The sequence below is a fragment of the Pseudomonas sp. PME37.24/025 genome, from assembly GCF_055556615.1.
In genome coordinates this window covers 1-17,095 of sequence record NZ_JBVHNK010000027.1, presented here as the reverse complement: position 1 = coordinate 17,095, position 17,095 = coordinate 1, and the positions used below count along the sequence as shown (strand labels likewise).

14 protein-coding genes and 3 pseudogenes are annotated in these 17,095 nt (G+C 54.1%); 2 read left to right on the top strand and 15 right to left on the bottom strand.

The genetic code is table 11. The annotated features are described in order from the left end of the window. Positions 1–192 precede the first annotated feature (192 nt). The 7 genes and pseudogenes from ACZ3HH_RS29245 to ACZ3HH_RS29215 all read right to left on the bottom strand — a co-directional run bounded on the left by ACZ3HH_RS29245 (position 193) and on the right by ACZ3HH_RS29215 (position 4,196). Positions 193–714, bottom strand: a complete 522-nt coding sequence (locus ACZ3HH_RS29245) for a hypothetical protein (RefSeq protein ID WP_465809975.1) — start codon at positions 712–714, stop codon at positions 193–195. A 593-nt stretch (positions 715–1,307) separates the two neighbouring features. Further along, complete coding sequence (locus tag ACZ3HH_RS29240; RefSeq protein ID WP_465809973.1) at positions 1,308–1,460, bottom strand: hypothetical protein; 153 nt, start codon at positions 1,458–1,460, stop codon at positions 1,308–1,310. Positions 1,461–1,703: 243 nt separating this feature from the next. Continuing rightward, positions 1,704–2,126 (bottom strand): RDD family protein, encoded by a 423-nt coding sequence (locus ACZ3HH_RS29235; protein ID WP_465809971.1) that lies wholly within the window; start codon positions 2,124–2,126, stop codon positions 1,704–1,706. A gap of 35 nt (positions 2,127–2,161) precedes the next feature. After that, positions 2,162–2,716 (bottom strand): hypothetical protein, encoded by a 555-nt coding sequence (locus ACZ3HH_RS29230; RefSeq protein WP_465809969.1) that lies wholly within the window; start codon positions 2,714–2,716, stop codon positions 2,162–2,164. Between the two features lie 19 nt (positions 2,717–2,735). Then, positions 2,736–3,047: pseudogene (locus ACZ3HH_RS29225) on the bottom strand (hypothetical protein); the annotation flags it as partial. Between the two features lie 257 nt (positions 3,048–3,304). Then, positions 3,305–3,601, bottom strand: a complete 297-nt coding sequence (locus ACZ3HH_RS29220; protein WP_465809967.1) for a hypothetical protein — start codon at positions 3,599–3,601, stop codon at positions 3,305–3,307. A gap of 1 nt (position 3,602) precedes the next feature. Then, positions 3,603–4,196, bottom strand: a complete 594-nt coding sequence (locus ACZ3HH_RS29215) for a hypothetical protein (RefSeq protein ID WP_465809965.1) — start codon at positions 4,194–4,196, stop codon at positions 3,603–3,605. Between the two features lie 801 nt (positions 4,197–4,997). Between ACZ3HH_RS29215 and ACZ3HH_RS29210 the strand changes: the two genes are divergently transcribed. After that, positions 4,998–5,177 (top strand): hypothetical protein, encoded by a 180-nt coding sequence (locus ACZ3HH_RS29210; protein ID WP_465809963.1) that lies wholly within the window; start codon positions 4,998–5,000, stop codon positions 5,175–5,177. 63 nt (positions 5,178–5,240) lie between these two features. Here the strand turns inward: ACZ3HH_RS29210 and ACZ3HH_RS29205 are convergent, their stop codons facing one another. From ACZ3HH_RS29205 to tnpB, 3 genes and pseudogenes are all read right to left on the bottom strand, one after another. Continuing rightward, positions 5,241–5,648 carry a hypothetical protein gene (locus ACZ3HH_RS29205; protein ID WP_465809960.1) on the bottom strand — a complete coding sequence of 136 codons (408 nt, stop codon included), beginning with the start codon at positions 5,646–5,648 and terminating at the stop codon, positions 5,241–5,243. A 466-nt stretch (positions 5,649–6,114) separates the two neighbouring features. Then, a pseudogene (gene tnpC, locus ACZ3HH_RS29200) lies at positions 6,115–7,659 on the bottom strand (IS66 family transposase). An 18-nt stretch (positions 7,660–7,677) separates the two neighbouring features. Further along, positions 7,678–8,037, bottom strand: coding sequence for an IS66 family insertion sequence element accessory protein TnpB (gene tnpB, locus ACZ3HH_RS29195; protein WP_027912621.1), 360 nt, complete (start codon positions 8,035–8,037; stop codon positions 7,678–7,680). 85 nt (positions 8,038–8,122) lie between these two features. Between tnpB and ACZ3HH_RS29190 the strand changes: the two are divergent. Then, positions 8,123–8,905 (top strand): annotated as a pseudogene (locus ACZ3HH_RS29190) (IS4 family transposase); the annotation flags it as partial. A 15-nt stretch (positions 8,906–8,920) separates the two neighbouring features. Here the strand turns inward: ACZ3HH_RS29190 and ACZ3HH_RS29185 are convergent. The 5 genes from ACZ3HH_RS29185 to ACZ3HH_RS29165 form a co-directional block, all read right to left on the bottom strand. After that, a complete protein-coding gene (locus ACZ3HH_RS29185) occupies positions 8,921–9,172 on the bottom strand; it encodes a hypothetical protein (protein WP_465809958.1) in 252 nt (83 codons plus the stop codon). Positions 9,173–9,221: 49 nt separating this feature from the next. Further along, positions 9,222–9,671: an SMI1/KNR4 family protein gene (locus ACZ3HH_RS29180; protein ID WP_465809956.1), complete on the bottom strand. Its 450-nt coding sequence runs from the start codon at positions 9,669–9,671 to the stop codon at positions 9,222–9,224. A gap of 2 nt (positions 9,672–9,673) precedes the next feature. Then, positions 9,674–10,033, bottom strand: a complete 360-nt coding sequence (locus ACZ3HH_RS29175; protein WP_465809954.1) for an HNH endonuclease signature motif containing protein — start codon at positions 10,031–10,033, stop codon at positions 9,674–9,676. A 121-nt stretch (positions 10,034–10,154) separates the two neighbouring features. Beyond that, positions 10,155–10,478 (bottom strand): DUF6572 domain-containing protein, encoded by a 324-nt coding sequence (locus ACZ3HH_RS29170; RefSeq protein ID WP_465809952.1) that lies wholly within the window; start codon positions 10,476–10,478, stop codon positions 10,155–10,157. 10 nt (positions 10,479–10,488) lie between these two features. Then, positions 10,489–17,095: DUF637 domain-containing protein (locus ACZ3HH_RS29165; protein ID WP_465809950.1), on the bottom strand; the 6,607-nt coding region annotated here is incomplete at its 5' end.

Below are 17,095 nucleotides of genomic sequence, written 5' to 3'. Positions count from 1 at the left end.
GCGCCTTTTTCCCGTGTTCATTACGTCCTCCTGAGAATGGGTCAGAAGGTGTAAACCTTATTCAGGACGGGACAAAATACTAAAAAAGGGGACAGATTTATTTAAGAACTGAGCAAACAAATAAATCTGTCCCCCTTTTCACTTCACCTATTAAATCCCCCCTTTATCGACTTGTCCCTTTATCCACTATTTTTAGGTTCGGGCCGGTGCGCTGTAAGAAACATCTGCCGAGTCGCGCCAAACTCCATTCGCAAAGCTCACTGCCCGCTGTGGGTAACAAACCAGCAGCCCTTCGACGAACTGACAAAAAGACAAGTCAAGTCGCGTTATCCAACGCATATTGTCGATTTCCAACAGTCGCCAGTTGTCTCCGCTGTCGAAACCGAAAGCAGTCCCGGTGCTATCCCAGCCGAACAGCCACACCTCTCCCTTCGCGCCCGGCTCATAGGGCCCGTCTTTATAAATCCCATCATCACCGAAGTAGTCTGCCGCAGCAGGACGCAACATCGGTAGCATCGTCAAAAGCGGCAGCGCGCAGTCGTCCTCCTTGATTTCACCGTGCCCCCGCTCCTGCATAAAAGCAAAGTACTCCTCGGGAGCCGCCGGCCACCGACGCCGCATCGTACTCACTTCACCTGAAGAAACAGGAGTCAGCCGCCCCAATAGCGCGCATCCCAGTGCATTAAATGTTTCTAAATTTTCGTACATGTTCATGGTAGCCTCGGGGGTGCTGCGGAAACGCTGTGTAGTTGGACTTGATGGGGCATGGACGTCGCCTTGGTGAGCACTTCCACCCGGAACCGGATGCAAATTTCACCACTGGTTAGATCCCCTTTTTTCCCATATCGGGGGCCCTAGTTTCTTTTGGACCACCGGACTAGAATCAATTTATTGCCAAATCACTTATCATTTTCATCCAGCAATCATAAGTTTCTCGGAGCCGGCTACCGACTCTAGAACCGTCAGCGACACCCCAAGCAAACACATTGGCGACCCTCACAGAATTGGTTGGAATAATACTTGGACCGGCTATTACAGGCTGCCCGTAATCAGCAAGTTTTTTTACTGCCCTTTAATTGCATCCAGCTTAGTGGCGGGCAATTTCTAACTGCGACCTCTCCATAGTACATACCAACTTTTACAGCCAAAGATTTTTCCTCATCAGTCAAGTCCCAGGCATCAGGACTTATCTGACCGACTGTCGAACATCTTACTCCATCCGAACTCAAATCTCTTTTTTGTATTTTCGTTGCAAACCACTCACCCAGTACATCCAACGATTCCGGCGAGAAGTCTGCGTTCCAGCTTTAAAATCCGCGGGTCTGCCAAACAACGTGAATCAACTCATCCAAACTGTAAGGCAGGTTTAATACAAATCCGCCATAAAAATCACTCAGCTCTTTTTTAGTCATCGACGCAAAAGCTGTGGTGACCGGGGTATAAGTTGTTGTGAAACTCATAGTTAATGCACCTCTACCTTAATACCTGCGTAGGAAAGTGTCTTTAGCAACGCGGGCGCCGGGCCAACACGACCTGTAACAGGACTCATTAGAAAAACGGAAAAACGGGGACAGACAACGTTTCCCATAATAAATCGCATAGAAAACATGATCTGCCCCCACCTACCTTTAAGAATGGACACCCAAAGAAAGTTAAATAAGTGCCATTCGAATCCGTCCCCTTCCTCGCTACAGCAGTCTCCCTTACTTGGATCGGATCACAATCGTAGATGCAAGCATGTCGCCAAGTCGTTTCCGCGAGCCAAAGAAAATAAATATCCAATCTAAGATATTCAGAAACGGCGTGGTGATGTTGCGCATAAAAGATTGGTAGAGGCTACAGTTAAGGTTGCTGCGCTCATCGATTACAGACACCCCCAACAGCTTCTTACCCAGGCTTTGACCGTTCGGCATTGCATCGGAAAACAAGTAATATGCCGCAGCAGAGCCTAAAGCCAGAAAGGCGACCACGTTGGGTGAAGAACCAACAAACTCAGCTGTTCGCCCTACGAGGAAGAACAGAAAAAAAGTGACCAGAGAGTCAATCATTTGCCCTCCCCAGCGACGCCCCAAGCCCGCCAGGTTACTGGGCTTCCGATACTCGCTCTGAGTATTGCTGATTTCCATGTGTTATCAATCCTTTGGTATATAGCGGGATAGGCCTAACTCTCGCTCGCCACAGGAATACGCTCCTGCGGCTGGGTGACATCGTAGACATGCTGTTCACAACGATCACCCACGAATTGAAACTCCACCAGATAGACCTTGCTTCGTTCCGGTGTAAAAGTGCTTCTGATCGGACCACAGCGGTAGCCAGTCCCGATGCTCTCGCCGCTGGCGTAGCCCGACACCTCAAACGGCTGATCAGGGTCAGCTTGTACTTCCAACTGCGGGAAGTGTTTCAAGGTAGCGCTGTGAACCGTTTCGTTGACCTTGGCAATCCAGCCAAACACCTTGCCCCGGCCGGTATCCACTACGGTTCCCTGCACATCCATACGCTGGTCAGGATCGGCTGCGCGTCTGATCGAGAACTCCACCGGATAGGTGGCACCCGACGCTTTCATGATGACCTTGGCGTGCAGGACATCAACGGTCAGTTTGTTCTGGTGTAATTGGATACCGTCGTTGAGCAGGCTGGGGGAAGAGTCTCTGACGTTGGATTTACAGCCTGGTAATGTCAGGATCAGGCTCAACACTAGTAGTGATGTTTTTTTCATGAATAACTCCAAGTACATCCTAAAAATTACAGGCCTGTGTACTCAGAGACAGACCACATTTAATCGAGGGACACAGCCTCTTCCTTAAAAATCGTGGTCTGTCCCCTGAGGGGCCCGGCGTAACCAGCAGGGTTTCACCTTCCGCTGCGCCGGCGCCACGAACACTTTTGAGCTTGAGGCGGTAGATCGGCTGATCCGAACACTGATGTGTTGCCAGAGTGGCAGCAGCGAACGGCTTGCCCCCTTTCTCAGGCTTGCTCCAGACAACATCTCCCACCTTGAGCGACTCAATAGCGCGATCGCCTTGCGGTGTAGAAACTTTCGTACCCGCGGCAAAGCAGCAAGGCCCCTTCGTTGCTGGCGTTCCCGCTGGGCCTTTTGCACCAACAGTTCAATCAAAAAATAATTGAATCCAGGCCATCGCCAAGTCGACGCCAAGTGGCGTCGGCGTTGACGTTCAATAGCTTGAGCAGGTAGTCCGAACCAAAGAACTGCGACAGGTTCGCGAGGTTCGGGATTCCTCAGGGACAGACCACGATTAATTTAGCGTCTACATATTCATTTAAGCCAGTAATCGTGGTCTGCCCCCTATTTCCACCTAAAAACCTCGTTAGAATTCACGTGATGATAAATTCTTTCCATAATTTCATCCAATACATCCCCTTCGAGCTGCCGATCTTCTATCATCCGAAAATCCATCATCAGATGATCTTTCACGTTTTTCATCCCTTTACTATCTTTCGCCCTTAAGATATTTCTAACTTTATTAAGATAGACATAACAAGTATTTGTATCCTCCCCCAGTTGATCTAGAGCCAAAAATAGCTCATCGACCATTTCAGAAAGTTGTGAAATTAATTCCTGATTAGCATCTGAAAACACCATTTTATTTACCCCGACTCACTTGATCTTGAAACGCAACCTTAAATTCATCAAGTGTATAAACCACACCTGTTTTCCCATCTATAACAGACTTAACCCAATCCATAGGATAATTTCTAGGTAGCAATACTTGATCCGCCCCACCTCGATACTTTGGCGTCAAACTAGATGGCGGCTGCTGACCAACGGTGCCAATATTTAGCTTCTGACCAGCTGGTATTTCTATTTCGGCCTCAAATCGACTACTACTCCACTTAGGATAAACAGCAGTCTCTTGTCGCCCAGCACTTTTAACAGTAGAAGCAAACCCACCATCCAACTTGGCTTGAGCTGCCCCTCCACCAAACTTCCTATACAAAATAACTGACTCAGTTGTTTCAGCCGTAACATACTGGCCATTTCGGAATGTTTCAATCGTACCCGGTCGTAATTTTTCTGTTTCCAGCAGCCTGACCTTGTCATCAATTAGGGTGCCGATTGAAGGACGCACTAAATTGTTGTTTTGAACAAGATTCCCACCCTGCGCCGCACTCGCCTGGCCTGTTCCTTTTGCACCCCCAGCTACCCCGGACCCCGCAACGTTCAGAGCCCCCGTCACAATATTGCCAGCTGCCGCCCACGCGTCTCCTTTATAGGCCTGTACCCGCTTCCAGCAAGCCGCTGTTAACCAGACTGTCGCCAGCCGTGGCCCTCAGGTTGCTGGAGGCGCGCAGGGTGCCGGCGTTGTTCAGGTTTTTGCCGGCGATCAGGCTGACGTCGGCGCCCTGGATCAGCGCGCCATTGGCCGCCTAGACGCGGCGCGCCATACGGAGCGCGGCCTGCGGGACGTTCGGTCAAGGTTACGCACTGTCTCCGCAAAAAACTTCCCCGATGCGGGTTTTGAACCCTCAGCACACATCCTAGACAACCCACACTACCGACAAAAAAAGCCCCTGGCGGTTCGGTGGCGAAGCCAGCGGACGGCCAGGGGCCAACAAGCGCAGCGCGTTAGGCTTTGGGGTTCAAAGGGGTTTCCCCTTTGGTACGGTCGACTGTTACGAATGGCGCAGCTCATTTGTATACGGTCGGTAACGTGCCTGTTTTTAATAAGACAAAATGGGTGTACCCCACACTACCCCTGGAATACCCCATGTTTACCCCATAATCACCCCACGAGTACCCCGCAAATACCCCCCGCCACCCCAGGTTTACCCCTGAAATACCCCAGAGTGCCCCTGACCTGCTCTAAATTGCTCTAACACGGCTCTAAATTGCTCTGTGTCGGCCCGCTGGCTCTAAGTTGCTCTGACTTGCACTAATCGAGCACAAAACTCGGCCAAGCTGCATGCACTGCGCTTCACTGCATAGACACTGCATGAACAATCGATCAACAAATTATTGCAGTTCATGAGCAAATGATTTGGTGTTCGCTGAAGGAGAGCGCGGGCCGTCCGACGATTTGCGCCTGCGTTTCGAGGCCGTCAGCCATATGCCCGAAGCCGAGAAATCGGTTATCAAGGCACTGCTGGATGGGATGATTCTGAAGTATCAGGCATCGCGGATTATGGGAACCAGCAGTAACAACCAAGCGAGCAGTTAAGAAGAAAGGCTAACGCAGATAAAACAACACCGGCGCAAGGCCGGTGTTGAGGATTAGTAATGATCAAGAAAACTCTATTTTGCAATCTGACAGAGGGATCGAGCGGCCATCGGAAATAACCAATTGATCACCTTTGATTTGGGCGAGTAACAGACCAAGGCCAATTGCCCCGGCCTCAATATCTTTTCTCCAACCGTCAAGATCACCATTATAGGAAATCGCGTAAAAAAGAGGCCCTGAGGGCGGGGTGACTTTGCACCCGCGATCATTTACCCCTCCACGAACAGCATTCGGAGGCTCAGAAAAGCACGTAATGTTATTAAATTGTTTTCGGAATTTGTTTTTCCCATCGTCCGAAAAATAAACAACTTGCTGCCCATCCACAACAGTAACACCAGGTACATTTCGAGAGTTCGACTGCTCGATTTTTCCACCCAGAATTTTTTCTAACGTCTCCCGATCACTACTCATTTCACACCTCACTTTGTTGCTGGGGTAATTAAAAACTTAAAGTTTGTGACGCCCGCATCGGTAAACACCTTCGAATAGTAACTAGCTAGTTCTGGGCTGTTCGTATGATAAATAGCACCGCCATCGAAACCAGAGGAGTATTTCTTCGCCTGATCTACCATTTTCGTCTGTTCAGCATACGCTCCTGCGGCTGGGTGACATCGTAGACGTGCTGCTCACAACGATCATCTACGAACTGAAACTCCACCAGATAAACATTGCTTCGCTCCGGTGTAAAAGTGCTTCTGAGTGGGCCGCAGCGGTAGCCAGTCCCGATGCTCTCGCCGCTGGCGTAGCCCGACACCTCAAACGGCTGATCAGGGTCGGCTTGTACTTCCAACTGCGGGAAGTGCTTCAAGGTTGCGCTGTGGACCGTTTCGTTGTATGCGCTCCATAAACCCCACCTATCCCAAGGTGGGTCAACGGTTTACTGTGGCATCTCCGGTGAGCAGTTCCATGGCAGCAAGGCTTCGTAGTCTTCGACCGACGAGGCATACGGCAACCGCTCCAGTACGTGGCGCAGCCACGTATAGGGCTCCTGGCCGTTGAGCTTGGCGGTCTCGACCAGACTGTAGATCTGGGCGCTGGCCGTGGCGCCCTTGGGCGTATCGCTGAACAGCCACGCCTTGCGTCCTATTACAAACGGCTTGATCGCTCTTTCAGCGGCGTTGTTGTCGATGGGTAAAAAACCGGCTTCGACGTAACGCTCCAGCCGGCTCCAGTTGTTCGCCAGATAATGCACAGCCTTACCCAGTGCACTTTGCGCCGTGACTTGCGGTTGGGTCTTATCCAGCCAGCTTTTCAGTTGGGCCAGGATCGGCAAGCTCTTTTCCTGACGAGCGATAAACCGTTGTTCATTGCTGGCGTCTTTGGATTCGCGTTCGATGCCGTACAGTTTGTTGATCATCGTCAGCGCGATATCAGCCCTCCCGGTTTTACCCTTAGGCTGCACTTTTTGCGCATCCACGAACTTGCGGCGTGCATGCGCCATGCATGCCAGTCGCTCCACGCCCGGCTGCAACGCCAAGGCGTTATAGCCGGCGTAATCATCGGTCATCACATAGCCGCGATAACTGTCCAGCAAGCGCAACGGTACATCCTGCGCACGGCTGGAGGTGTAGTCGAACAGCACGACTTTCTTGTCCGGTGGGCCGCTGGCCTGCACCCACATCCAGGATTGACTGCTCGGGTCGCGATCCGGCTCCTTCAACACCTAGACGCGGGTTTCATCGCAGTGGATCACCGGGCTTTCCAGCAAGCGGTCGCGCATCAAATTCAGCAGTGGCTGGAAGTGTTCGCTGCACTGGATCACCCAGCGCGCCAGAGTCTGGCGCGCAATCTCGACGCCATGTCGGCTGAGCACGGTTTCAAACCGGTGCAATGGCAAGCCATCGACGTACTTGGTGGTCAGCAGCATGGCCAGCACGCTGGGGCTGGCCATGCTCTTTTCGATCAATTGGGCAGGCTTGCCAGCCGTGACCGGTGCAGTTTCACAGCCCCGGCAACCGTAGACCTTGCGGATGTGCCTGATGACACGGATCTGCATCGGCACGATGTCCAGTTGCTCGCTGGTTTCTTCGCCGATGGCGTGTTTGCGGCAACCGCAGGCACAGGTCAGTTCGTGTTCGGGCAGTTCGTGGATGATTTCGATACGCGGCAGATCGGCCGACAACGGCTTGCGCTTGCCACGGCGCGGCGTCGGCGCAACGGCTTCTTCGTCAGGGTCATCAACGAGCGGCATCGGCTCGCTTTCGGGCTCATTGAACAGCGCCAGTTGCGGCGTGTTGGGCTCGACGGTCTGTTCGGACTTGCGCCCGAACAAGCGGTCGCGCAGCAACTTGATCTGTTCTTTCAGGTCGACGACGTGGGTTTGATAAGCCTGGGCAACTTCTTCCTGGCGACTGAGTGCCTCAAGCAGCAGTTGCTTGAGCAAAACAGGATCATCAGGAAGGTCGTCGGGCAGGGAAATCATGGCCCGGATTATACCGGGTCAGGCGACGTAGCGTGGGGTCAAAACCTGATGAGGGCGGTTGCGCCAAAGGTCAAAACCATCGAGTAACCAGTTGAGTTCCTGGACCGTCAGGACTATCGCCTCGTCGCTGGCATCGGGCGATGTTTTAAAGCGCTCGGATTCGAGGCGCTTGAGCCAAAGGCAGAAGCCGTTGCGCTCCCAATACAATATCTTCACTCGGTTGCGTGGCTTGTTGAGGAAGACGAAAAGCACGGGGTCGAACACCGCCACTTTGATGTCCAGCTCGACCAGAGCGGCGAGGCCATCGATGGATTTTCGAAAATCCACGGGCTTGGGGTAGAGGTAGACTTTTTCGACTTTGGCGTCGGGACGCATCATGACGGACTGGCTCCAGAAAGGATCGGCAGCACAGCATCAGATTTCAACTTGAGGCTTTGAATGTGTAGGTGATGGATCGCTTACAAAACGGTTGCTACAAGCGTTGGCCGAAATGCTCCCCAAAGACTGCGTTCCGATCCTTGTAGCTGATGCAGGTTTTCGCCGGCCATGGGCCAAAGCCGTCGAGGCGCAAGGCTGGTATTACGTGGGGCGAGTGCGTAACCGGGACCTCTACCGCAACGACGCACACACTTGGCTGCCGGTTAAAAACCTCTACGCCCTGGCGTCGTCCTCACCGAAATCACTGGGTCGGATCGAGATGACCCAAAGCGCTCCACACTTCATCCATTTGTACTGCGTCAGGCATTCGGCAAAGGGTCGCAAGCATCAGCGTGTCACCGGTTCAATCGCCAAAAACAAACTCAGCAGGCAATCGGCCAATCGTGAACGAGAGCCTTGGTTGTTGGCCAGCAACCTACCGGAGAATCAATGGAATCCATCGAGAATCGTTGCCATTTACAAGCAGCGTATGCAGATAGAAGAAGGCTTCAGGGATGTAAAAAGCGAGCACTTTGGCGTTGGCGTGACTCGCCACCGGAGTCGCTGTCCGCGCCGAATCGAAGTGTTTTTACTGATCTCGGCTTTGACCAATTACATCATTTGTTTAACGGGGTTGCAGGCCCTCGAAGCGGGTCATGAACATCGTTTTCAAAGCAATAGCCTTAAACGCCGGCGGGTGTTGTCGCTGTGGCGACTGGGCTTGGAATACTGGCGCAGCGGACGCGGCTCAAACTCTCGAAAAACCTTGGAAAGACTTGAGCGCGCGTTGCGAGCCGAGGTACATCAACAGGCGCAGGCGTTGGAGTAGATTTGTGGGGATCCCTCAGAATCTGTCCCCTTTTCTCTTAACGTCGATCTCAATTTTATCAGCACCATAGTTTTTCGGGTTCGACGTTGCAATTGGATCAGTAACAGATATATAGGCCGAGTTCTCAGAATTGCCACCACGCACGTGCGTTTGGACGCTGCCAGTCCCATTGATGTTGGGTGGAACCAAATCGCCGTTTTCATTGATATACGCTTTGGGTTTGCCGTTTCCGTTGACCGTTGCGCTGAATTCGTTATCGCTGTGCACAACGATCTGACCTGGCCCTTTTTCACCTCTTAAACCGCAATACTAACCATCAGTGCGCCGCACGCCGTTCAACCATAGACTTTATAGACTTAAGCTGCTCCAAGATAAAATCAGAAAAGCTTGATGCCAATACATCAACCCCATCTAACTCAGAACTAATCTCTACGACTTGCCAATTATTTTTTGCGTCAAAAGCATATAGCACATCGCTCGAATTTCCACCGAATACGTAAACCCCTTCATATCCCTCAACTTCCCGGCCGCATATAGTAGAATATTTCTCCGGACCATCATCAAGATAAAATGCCGCGTCTAATTCACCGAAACCAAACTCGGTTAGAAATTCCAGATAGTCAACTGGAGCCTGCTGCCGATCTGATTCATCGACATTGCTTAACGTCGCACTCGTGTCTGTTACGCGGTAGCCGTAATTACCCTCATAGTCATCTGAGGAGGTCACAGCTTCAATCAACGACTTTAACTCTTCTTTGTTTTTCATAATCATTTACCAAATATTTTTTCCGCCGGCCCTTGGAACCTGTGAATACCGCCTTGATGCTCCACGCCTCTCATGGCAGGTGTAATATTCCACCATTCTGCCTTACCGCCAAATTTATTCTCGATAATATGGTGGGCATCGTAATTTCTAGTAGCCTGATTTCCATATTTATCAATATACGTTTCTTTTGGCCATATCGCGCCTGTATTTTTTTCCCACTCTACTCTCAGACTTGGCAATTTATCATTAAATTCTGCCCTATTTAATTTAACCTCTTCTTTAGATAGGCGTGAATAAGTGTTCTCTCGCAGGTCAGTTTTCAAAAGTTCCAATTGTTGAGGGGTGAACTGTCTGCCGGTCAAATTCTGGACATCCGTAAGATATGACTTTGCATCCTTGGCCAACTGGGTACTCAGAAGTCCTGTCGCGGCATCACTATTTTGAGCAGTGCTACCTACAGTACTTGCAGTAGCTTTTGCACCACTAACTCATATTAGAAACCTGAAAAACAAATCCTACCCCCGCCTGTTCCACAACAGAACCAACCTTACTTAAAAACTCCCCCCCCCTTACATCCGGAGGGTATTTACAGATGAGGCTTATACAAACTTCACGACCTTTCGAATCAGGATACACCTCAAGCAACTCCCCACCTTCTACGAAGCCAATATACAAGTTAAGTTTTTCTTGGAGCAGCAATAAATGTTCATCATCCCATTCCAAATGATCACTTATCGTCAAAACAACTTGCCCCGTCTCTTTATCAACCCCAATAGCATCAACAACACCAACTTGCTCAATTGACATATATCCTCCTTTAAGGTCTAACCACATTCACCGTCGAAGGCGGAATCTGGGTACCTCCCGGGAACCCAGGCTTTCCTTTACCTACAACAACTGCTCCTGATTCTTGAATTTCAGGAAAGGCTATTTTTTGATTTGTGGTCAAAGGGGCCGTTGCCGACGCCTTACATTCGGTACAAATAATATTTCCATCCGCATCTCTACCCATTAAATCAATTCTGGTTTTGGTGCCGCTTTGGGTTTTAACGGTCACCTGCTGAACAATTCCGGTTTGAGTTTCCTGAAGCTTGTCCATCGTTTGTACTTCAAAGGCCTCTCCAGCAGCTTTATTTTTAGCTAACTGACTGACTGTATCCCTTGTGGAACTCACTCCCGCTTGGGTACTTATTTCTTTTGCACCCCCTTTAACCCCCGAAACCAGTACCGACGCCCCACCATCCAGATACTTCCCTGCACCCTTGAGCAACGCGATTTCCATCGCAGCCTTAGCGGCCTCGGTTCCATAGTCGCGGAGTGGGTTTACATCTCCAGGATAGGTTGCGCTGTTGAAGGACGCGAGTACCCTGCTTCCTTGCGTGTAATCGTAAGGAGCAAACAACTGCCCAGTGGCCTGCCATCCATCAACAAACGACGCCGCGCCGCCCAAACCGGAGAACGCAGGTATAGCGCAACCGACTCCGGTGACACAAGCTGGCGTGGAGAGTATCGCGCCGCCAAATCCTGCGGCGGCACCTATCGCGCCGAGTACCGCGCGGCTCGCGTGGGATGACTGTCTGAGTTCCTTATCGTTAAGCAGCAAATCATCGTTGACTTGGTCCCACTTCGAATACTCGTCATAGGCCCCGGTAGCGATCAGCGCACTTTGAGCATCTGTGAATCTCTTTCCGTCCGCTTCAAGCGCTTTTACAACCTGGTAGTTTTTTTGATCATCCACGGGTACCGAGGCGGAGCAATGAACCAAAGCACACGCAGCCGCTTTCAGTTCATAAGCTTTTTCAGGCGTTTCCTTTTGTAGTTTCTCAAGTGCAACGGTCTCTTTCTGGTGAAGCTGGCGATTGTATTCGTCAGCCATCAATGCGACCCAAGAGGCTTTTTCGACATCGCCGCCAGCAAGACCGGCGGCCGTCAAACCGACAACCTGAGAAACCGCTTGTCGTAGCTCAGGCTGTGTATCGAAAATGGAATTAAGTTCTCCAGCCATGGCTTGGCTGGCACCCGCTGCAATGGCGCCGGTCTTGAAGTCACCACCGGTAGCGCTGGAAATCGCTCCCCCCGCCAACGCGTGCATGGCAGTACGAGCGACCCCGCCTTCGGCCCACATGGCCATGCCTGTGGTATCACCCGCATTCTTCGCGGTCTGCCAATGGTCTTGCGCATAACCACCGACAAAATTGAACGTTGTGGCGGCTGCGACGTTACCCGCCTGATAGACCAACCCATCTGTGAGGTTCTGGCCGAGGCTTCCTCCATTGATGGCGGTTTTGATGACTCCTCCCGCAACACCCTGAGCCCCGGCATGCAGCGCAAAACCACCCACTCCTTGAAGAGTATTTAAATCAAAACCCCTTGTGAGGTTATTAAACGGCACTGTACTGCCGCCGAGCGCGGGATCGATAACGCCCTTGGTAAAACCAGCCGTGATCCCGGCGATTACATAGCCTTTCAGACTTTCTGACGAAAAGACGTCCTTGAAGGTCGCCCCCAGATCACCCTTGTTGTTGATCGTGCTGACTGCCGATTGCGCGACTGCCGCCGAAAAGCTCGCCGTTGCGGCAGCCGATGCAGCAGCGCCTACAGTCGCAGCCGTGGCAGCTGACGCACCTGCCGCCGCTGCCGCCCCAGAAGCTGCGGTGCCAGCACTAGCGCCAACTGTAGCGGCGGTTCCAGTACCAGCCGTCAGCACGGTAACGATGATAATGATCGCCAACATCGCGCCCTGCCCCAGGCTCGAGTGGCTGTATTTAAACGACTCGTGAGTTTCCTTGATCAACCGCCAATCCACATCCCCTCGCTGCTCGGCCTCCTTGAGCCACGCCAACTTGGGATCAGCTTTGACCATGATATCGATGGTCTGGGTGACGGTTTTTTGGTTGATGCGTTTGATATCGATATTCAAGCCATCGGCAGCTTTGATGGCCAAGTTCCCCTGAGCCTGCAATTGGCTCTGAATCAAGGTTTCGTCGGTGTGGCCTTTACCCTTCATCGAGTTCCAAGCCAGACTGGAATCGCTCTTTGTATGGCTTTCCTGACTCAGATCCTTAACGCCCTCGAAGGTAATCGAACCGCCGCTCTGTAACGTCAGCTCATCACCACTATTCAGCTTGGCCGCCTGATAACGCTGGTCACTCCCGCTGAGCAGTACTAAATCACCACCCGTGGTGATCTGGCTGCCCACATGCGTAACCTTGGTCACTTCATCCCGCTGAGTCTTCTTACTCCCCCAACCACCTTTCTGCTTCATGTCGTACAGCGAATAGTGGCTGTCTTGCGCAGCCAGCAGCTCAAGCTTGCCACCCGCCACGAAATAGGCCTCGTTTGCAGCGTTGACCTTGCTGGAAATCAGCGCCAGATCCTGCCCCGCGCTCAGGGCAACGTTGCGCCCCGCCTTGACCGTCGAAGCCACCTGACTGACATGATCCTCTTGGCTGGTGACCTTCTTGCTCTTGCCGTAGGAGTGCTGCTCATCCGCAGCCGAGGCGAGGGTCAAGTTTTCTTTGGCGGCCATGACGACGTCGCGCTTGGCATCGATCTGGCTAGCGACGACTGAGAGGTTGCGGCCAGCGTTGGCGGTCAGGTCGCGGCCGCTGTCGAGGCTGGAGCCGTATTGCTTGATATCTTGGTCACGATGCCGGCCGCGAGTGCCACTGGTGATGCGTTCGGCGGCGACGAGATTGACATCGCGCGAGGCATTGAGGGTGGTGTCAGCGCCGCTTTTCAGCGCACCGCCGACATTGTTGATGTCACGCCCGGCGCCGATGGTCAGGTTGTTGCCAGCTTCGATGCGGGCCGCGCTGTCGATGAAGTCGGTGCGTTCGGTGCGGTATCCGCTGCTGCTTTCGTGGGTGGTAACGGTACGTTCGTTGGTCACGTCGCCGGTAAGGGCAACAACACTGACATCCCGCCCGGCGATGATGCCGCCGGCCCGGTTGGTGAGGTTATTGCTCGCCAGCGCCTCAAGCCGATTGCCCGCTTCCAGCAAGCCGCTGTTAACCAGACTGTCGCCAGCCGTGGCCCTCAGGTTGCTGGAGGCGCGCAGGGTGCCGACGTTGTTCAGGTTTTTGCCGGCGATCAGGCTGACGTCGGCGCCCTGGATCAACGCACCATTGGCCGCCAGGCGGTTATTGGTCTGGGCCATGTACAACACCGGTACCAGAACCTGTTCGTTGTTCACGGTCCGGGTTTCCATCCAGACGATATCGTGGGTCAGGGCCGCAACCTGTTCGGCGCTCAGACTGACGCCCAGGGACAGGTGGAGGGCGTCCTTGCTGGCGATGGCGTTGTTCATCAGGTACTTGAACATGCCGTCGTCGGAGGTCTGGCCGTCGAGGAAACGTTGGCCGGTGCGGGCGATCACCGCCTGTTGGATCAGGCGTTGTTCGTAGAAGCCATCCCCCAGGCGCTTGGCGGCGAGGTCCGGATCGTAGCCCAGGTTTGTCAGCAGGTAATCCGAGCTCATGAACCGGCGCATATCGGTCAGCGCCGGGTTGGTCTCGATCAGGTACTTGTGCGGATTGGACCTGATCGACCTGTCAGCCAGCCCGCGCACCTGCAGCAGGCCGGCGCCCTGGGTCGGCGTGGTCGAGCCGTCGCCGCTCATGCGGAACAGGCCGTTTTGCCCGGTTGGCAAGTCAAAACCCGGCAAGGCCAGCGGATCGACCTGCTGTTGGGTCAGGTTCGGGGCTAGCTGCCGATTGACGCTGATGCGGGTCGAGAAGGCATTGTCGGACTGGGTGTCGGTACGCGGCCCGGCGCCGACGTAGTTGTAGCCGCCACGCACGACGCGGTTGTCGACGTTGCCCTGGGTGCGGATATCGACCGCGCCGCCAGCCTGGATAATGGCCGCGTAGGTCTGGCTATCGGTGGAGGCCGTTTGAGTGCGAAGCGAAGGGATTTCGCGCTCGGTCATGCCGATGAAGCGGCTCATCGCCGCTTCGAGGCCTCCCAGATCGTTGGCGTTGTAACCGGGGCTCTGCAGCCAGTATTTGTTGGTGAAGTCATTCGCGGCGGCGCGCCAGCCACCCGGGCTGCGCGTGCGCTCAGAACGGAAGGTACGCGAGGTTTCGATCTCGCCGGTCTCGATGCCGATGTTGTTCAGGCTGACCAGATTGGCGGTCAATGCACCGCCGACGCCGATGCTGCTGCTCCGGTTGGTCAGGGTGTCGCCCTGAATATCCAGGTTGCCGCCGGTGGTGATGCTGGAGGCCGAGCTGGCCGCGGTGACTTCGAACTTGTCGCGCTGGACGATCTGCCAGACGTGGTTTTCCTTGCCACCGCTGCAATCACCGGCATTGACCCCTTCGATACAGGCCACTTCCCTGATCGAGGCGGTGTAGATGCCCGCGTCGTGGGTGGTCAAGACCTCGCGGACGTTGTCGATGGTGCTGGCCGCCAGACGCATATTGCCGTCGCTTTGCAGCGAGCCGGAGCTGTTGAGGATGCTGCGGGCACGGGTGCCGAGGCCGTCGCGATCAATGCTCAGATCACCCAGGCTGTAGATATCGGCATAACGATTAGTCAGGCTATCGACACGCAGGCTTGTATTGCCGCCACTGAAAATCAATCCGCGCTCGTTGAGCAGGGCGCCGGTCGATACGCCCAGTGCCTCGGCACTGCCCAGCGTGCCGTAGTTGTTAATAGCTGCGGCGCCGATGCTCATGTCGGCCGCCGAGGTCAGGCGTCCGTAGTTGTTGAGTACACCATCGACCCGGACGGTTGTGGTGCCCCCGCCAGCGATACTGCCGTTTTTTTCCAGATTGATCAGCGCGGCCTTGAGCCCCAGGGTACCGAGACTGCTCAAGCGGCCGCTGCCGGCATATTCGCCGGTCAGTTGCAGGTCGATGGCCCCATCGCTGCCGATCAGTCCGTCGACACGCCAATCGATGCCACGGCCCACCATGCTGTCAGTACTGAGCAACTTGCCCGTGGCAGTCTGGGTCAAGTGGTCGACATCCACGACCAGGTGCCCGGCCTGAATCTCGGTGCTGTTTGTCCAGCTGTCGGCCTTCACGTTCAAGTTGCCGTAGGTCACCAGGCGGCCACCGGCCTTCCCCAGGTTGGCCTGGCTGATGCCAAACAATCCCAGGCCGGTGTGCAACAACTTGCCGCCCACGTTCTGGATGCTGCCGGTGTCGAAGCCAACATCATTACTGGCGGTTTCCAGGGTGCCGTCGCTGTTATCGAACAGACCTCCGATCTTGAACACCGTCGTGCTGTTCTTGCCCAAGGTGCGCAGTTGGCCTTTATGGTTGCTCAGGCTGGCGGCGAGAATATCCAGGCTGTCCTGGCTTTCGATAATGCCCGCGTTGTTGTTCAGTGCTCCCGAGAGATCAAGATCGATGCGGCTGGCGCTGATCTGCCCGCCGTCGCTGTTGTCCATATTCCGGCCAGTGACCTGGACCTTGCCCGTGGCATAAAGCCCGCCGTTGCGATTGTTGATATCCGCACCCGCGTTGGTGATCACGATATCGCCCGCTTGTGCGGCGATACGTCCGCCGTCGTTGAACAACCCCGCCAAGGCTTGGATGCTCACTCTTTGGGCCTGGATCGTGCCGCCCTGGCGATTGAGGTCGTAGCCATTTTTCAGCACGCCGCGCACGCGGGCATCGAAGGCCGCCTTGACGCTGGACAACACGCCGCCACGGTTGTCGAGATTGGCCGCTTCAATATCGAGACCAGCGTCTTGAGCGATGATGCTGCCGCTCTGGTTATCGATATCACCCGTGACATCCACGGTCACCAGATCCTTGCCTTGCAGCGTGCCCTTGACGTTGTTCAGGCTGGCGGCATCGAACTCGACGCCGGCACCGCGGCTGGCGATCAGGCCCTTGTCGGCGTTGTTGACCGCGCCGGTAGCGCTTATCCGCAATTGGCCATTGGCGGCAACGGTGCCTTTGTTGCGGTTATCCAGGCTGCCGGTGCGCACGGTCATGACGCCTTGGCTGGACAATTCACCGCCCTGGTTGTTGATCGCGCCCGTGTTGGTGATATCGAGGTTTTTGCCGGCCATGACCAGGCCGGTCAGGTTGTTCAGGCTGCCGAGGATCAGGGTCGCGCTGTTCAGGCTGGATAATTCGCCTGCATTGTTTTCCAGATGGCCCAGGTTGGCAGTCAGAATGCCCTGGCTATTGATCAGGCCGCCCTGGGCGTTCAGTACCTGGTTGGCGTTCAGATGCAGTTCGGTGTTGCCCAGAATTCGGCCTTTGTTGCGGTTATCCACAACATTGGCCGTGACCGTGGTCTTGCGCTGCCCACTGAGCGTACCGCCCTGGTTGTTCAGCGCGGCGGTCGTGGTGATGTTCAGGTCGCGGCTGGCAACCACCGTTTTGCCGCCGTTATTCAGCTGCTTTGCAATAAGGGTGATATCACCGGTGGTGTTGCGGCTGTTATCGGCATTGACCCCG

Bases quoted from the DNA above. Each gene is read 5' to 3' on its own strand.
- ACZ3HH_RS29245 (WP_465809975.1), bottom strand. From the start codon at position 714: ATGAACATGTACGAAAATTTAGAAACATTTAATGCACTGGGATGCGCG.
- ACZ3HH_RS29240 (WP_465809973.1), bottom strand. From the start codon at position 1,460: ATGAGTTTCACAACAACTTATACCCCGGTCACCACAGCTTTTGCGTCG.
- ACZ3HH_RS29235 (WP_465809971.1), bottom strand. From the start codon at position 2,126: ATGGAAATCAGCAATACTCAGAGCGAGTATCGGAAGCCCAGTAACCTG.
- ACZ3HH_RS29230 (WP_465809969.1), bottom strand. From the start codon at position 2,716: ATGAAAAAAACATCACTACTAGTGTTGAGCCTGATCCTGACATTACCA.
- ACZ3HH_RS29220 (WP_465809967.1), bottom strand. From the start codon at position 3,601: ATGGTGTTTTCAGATGCTAATCAGGAATTAATTTCACAACTTTCTGAA.
- ACZ3HH_RS29205 (WP_465809960.1), bottom strand. From the start codon at position 5,648: ATGAGTAGTGATCGGGAGACGTTAGAAAAAATTCTGGGTGGAAAAATC.
- tnpB (WP_027912621.1), bottom strand. From the start codon at position 8,037: ATGATGCGTCCCGACGCCAAAGTCGAAAAAGTCTACCTCTACCCCAAG.
- ACZ3HH_RS29180 (WP_465809956.1), bottom strand. From the start codon at position 9,671: ATGAAAAACAAAGAAGAGTTAAAGTCGTTGATTGAAGCTGTGACCTCC.
- ACZ3HH_RS29170 (WP_465809952.1), bottom strand. From the start codon at position 10,478: ATGTCAATTGAGCAAGTTGGTGTTGTTGATGCTATTGGGGTTGATAAA.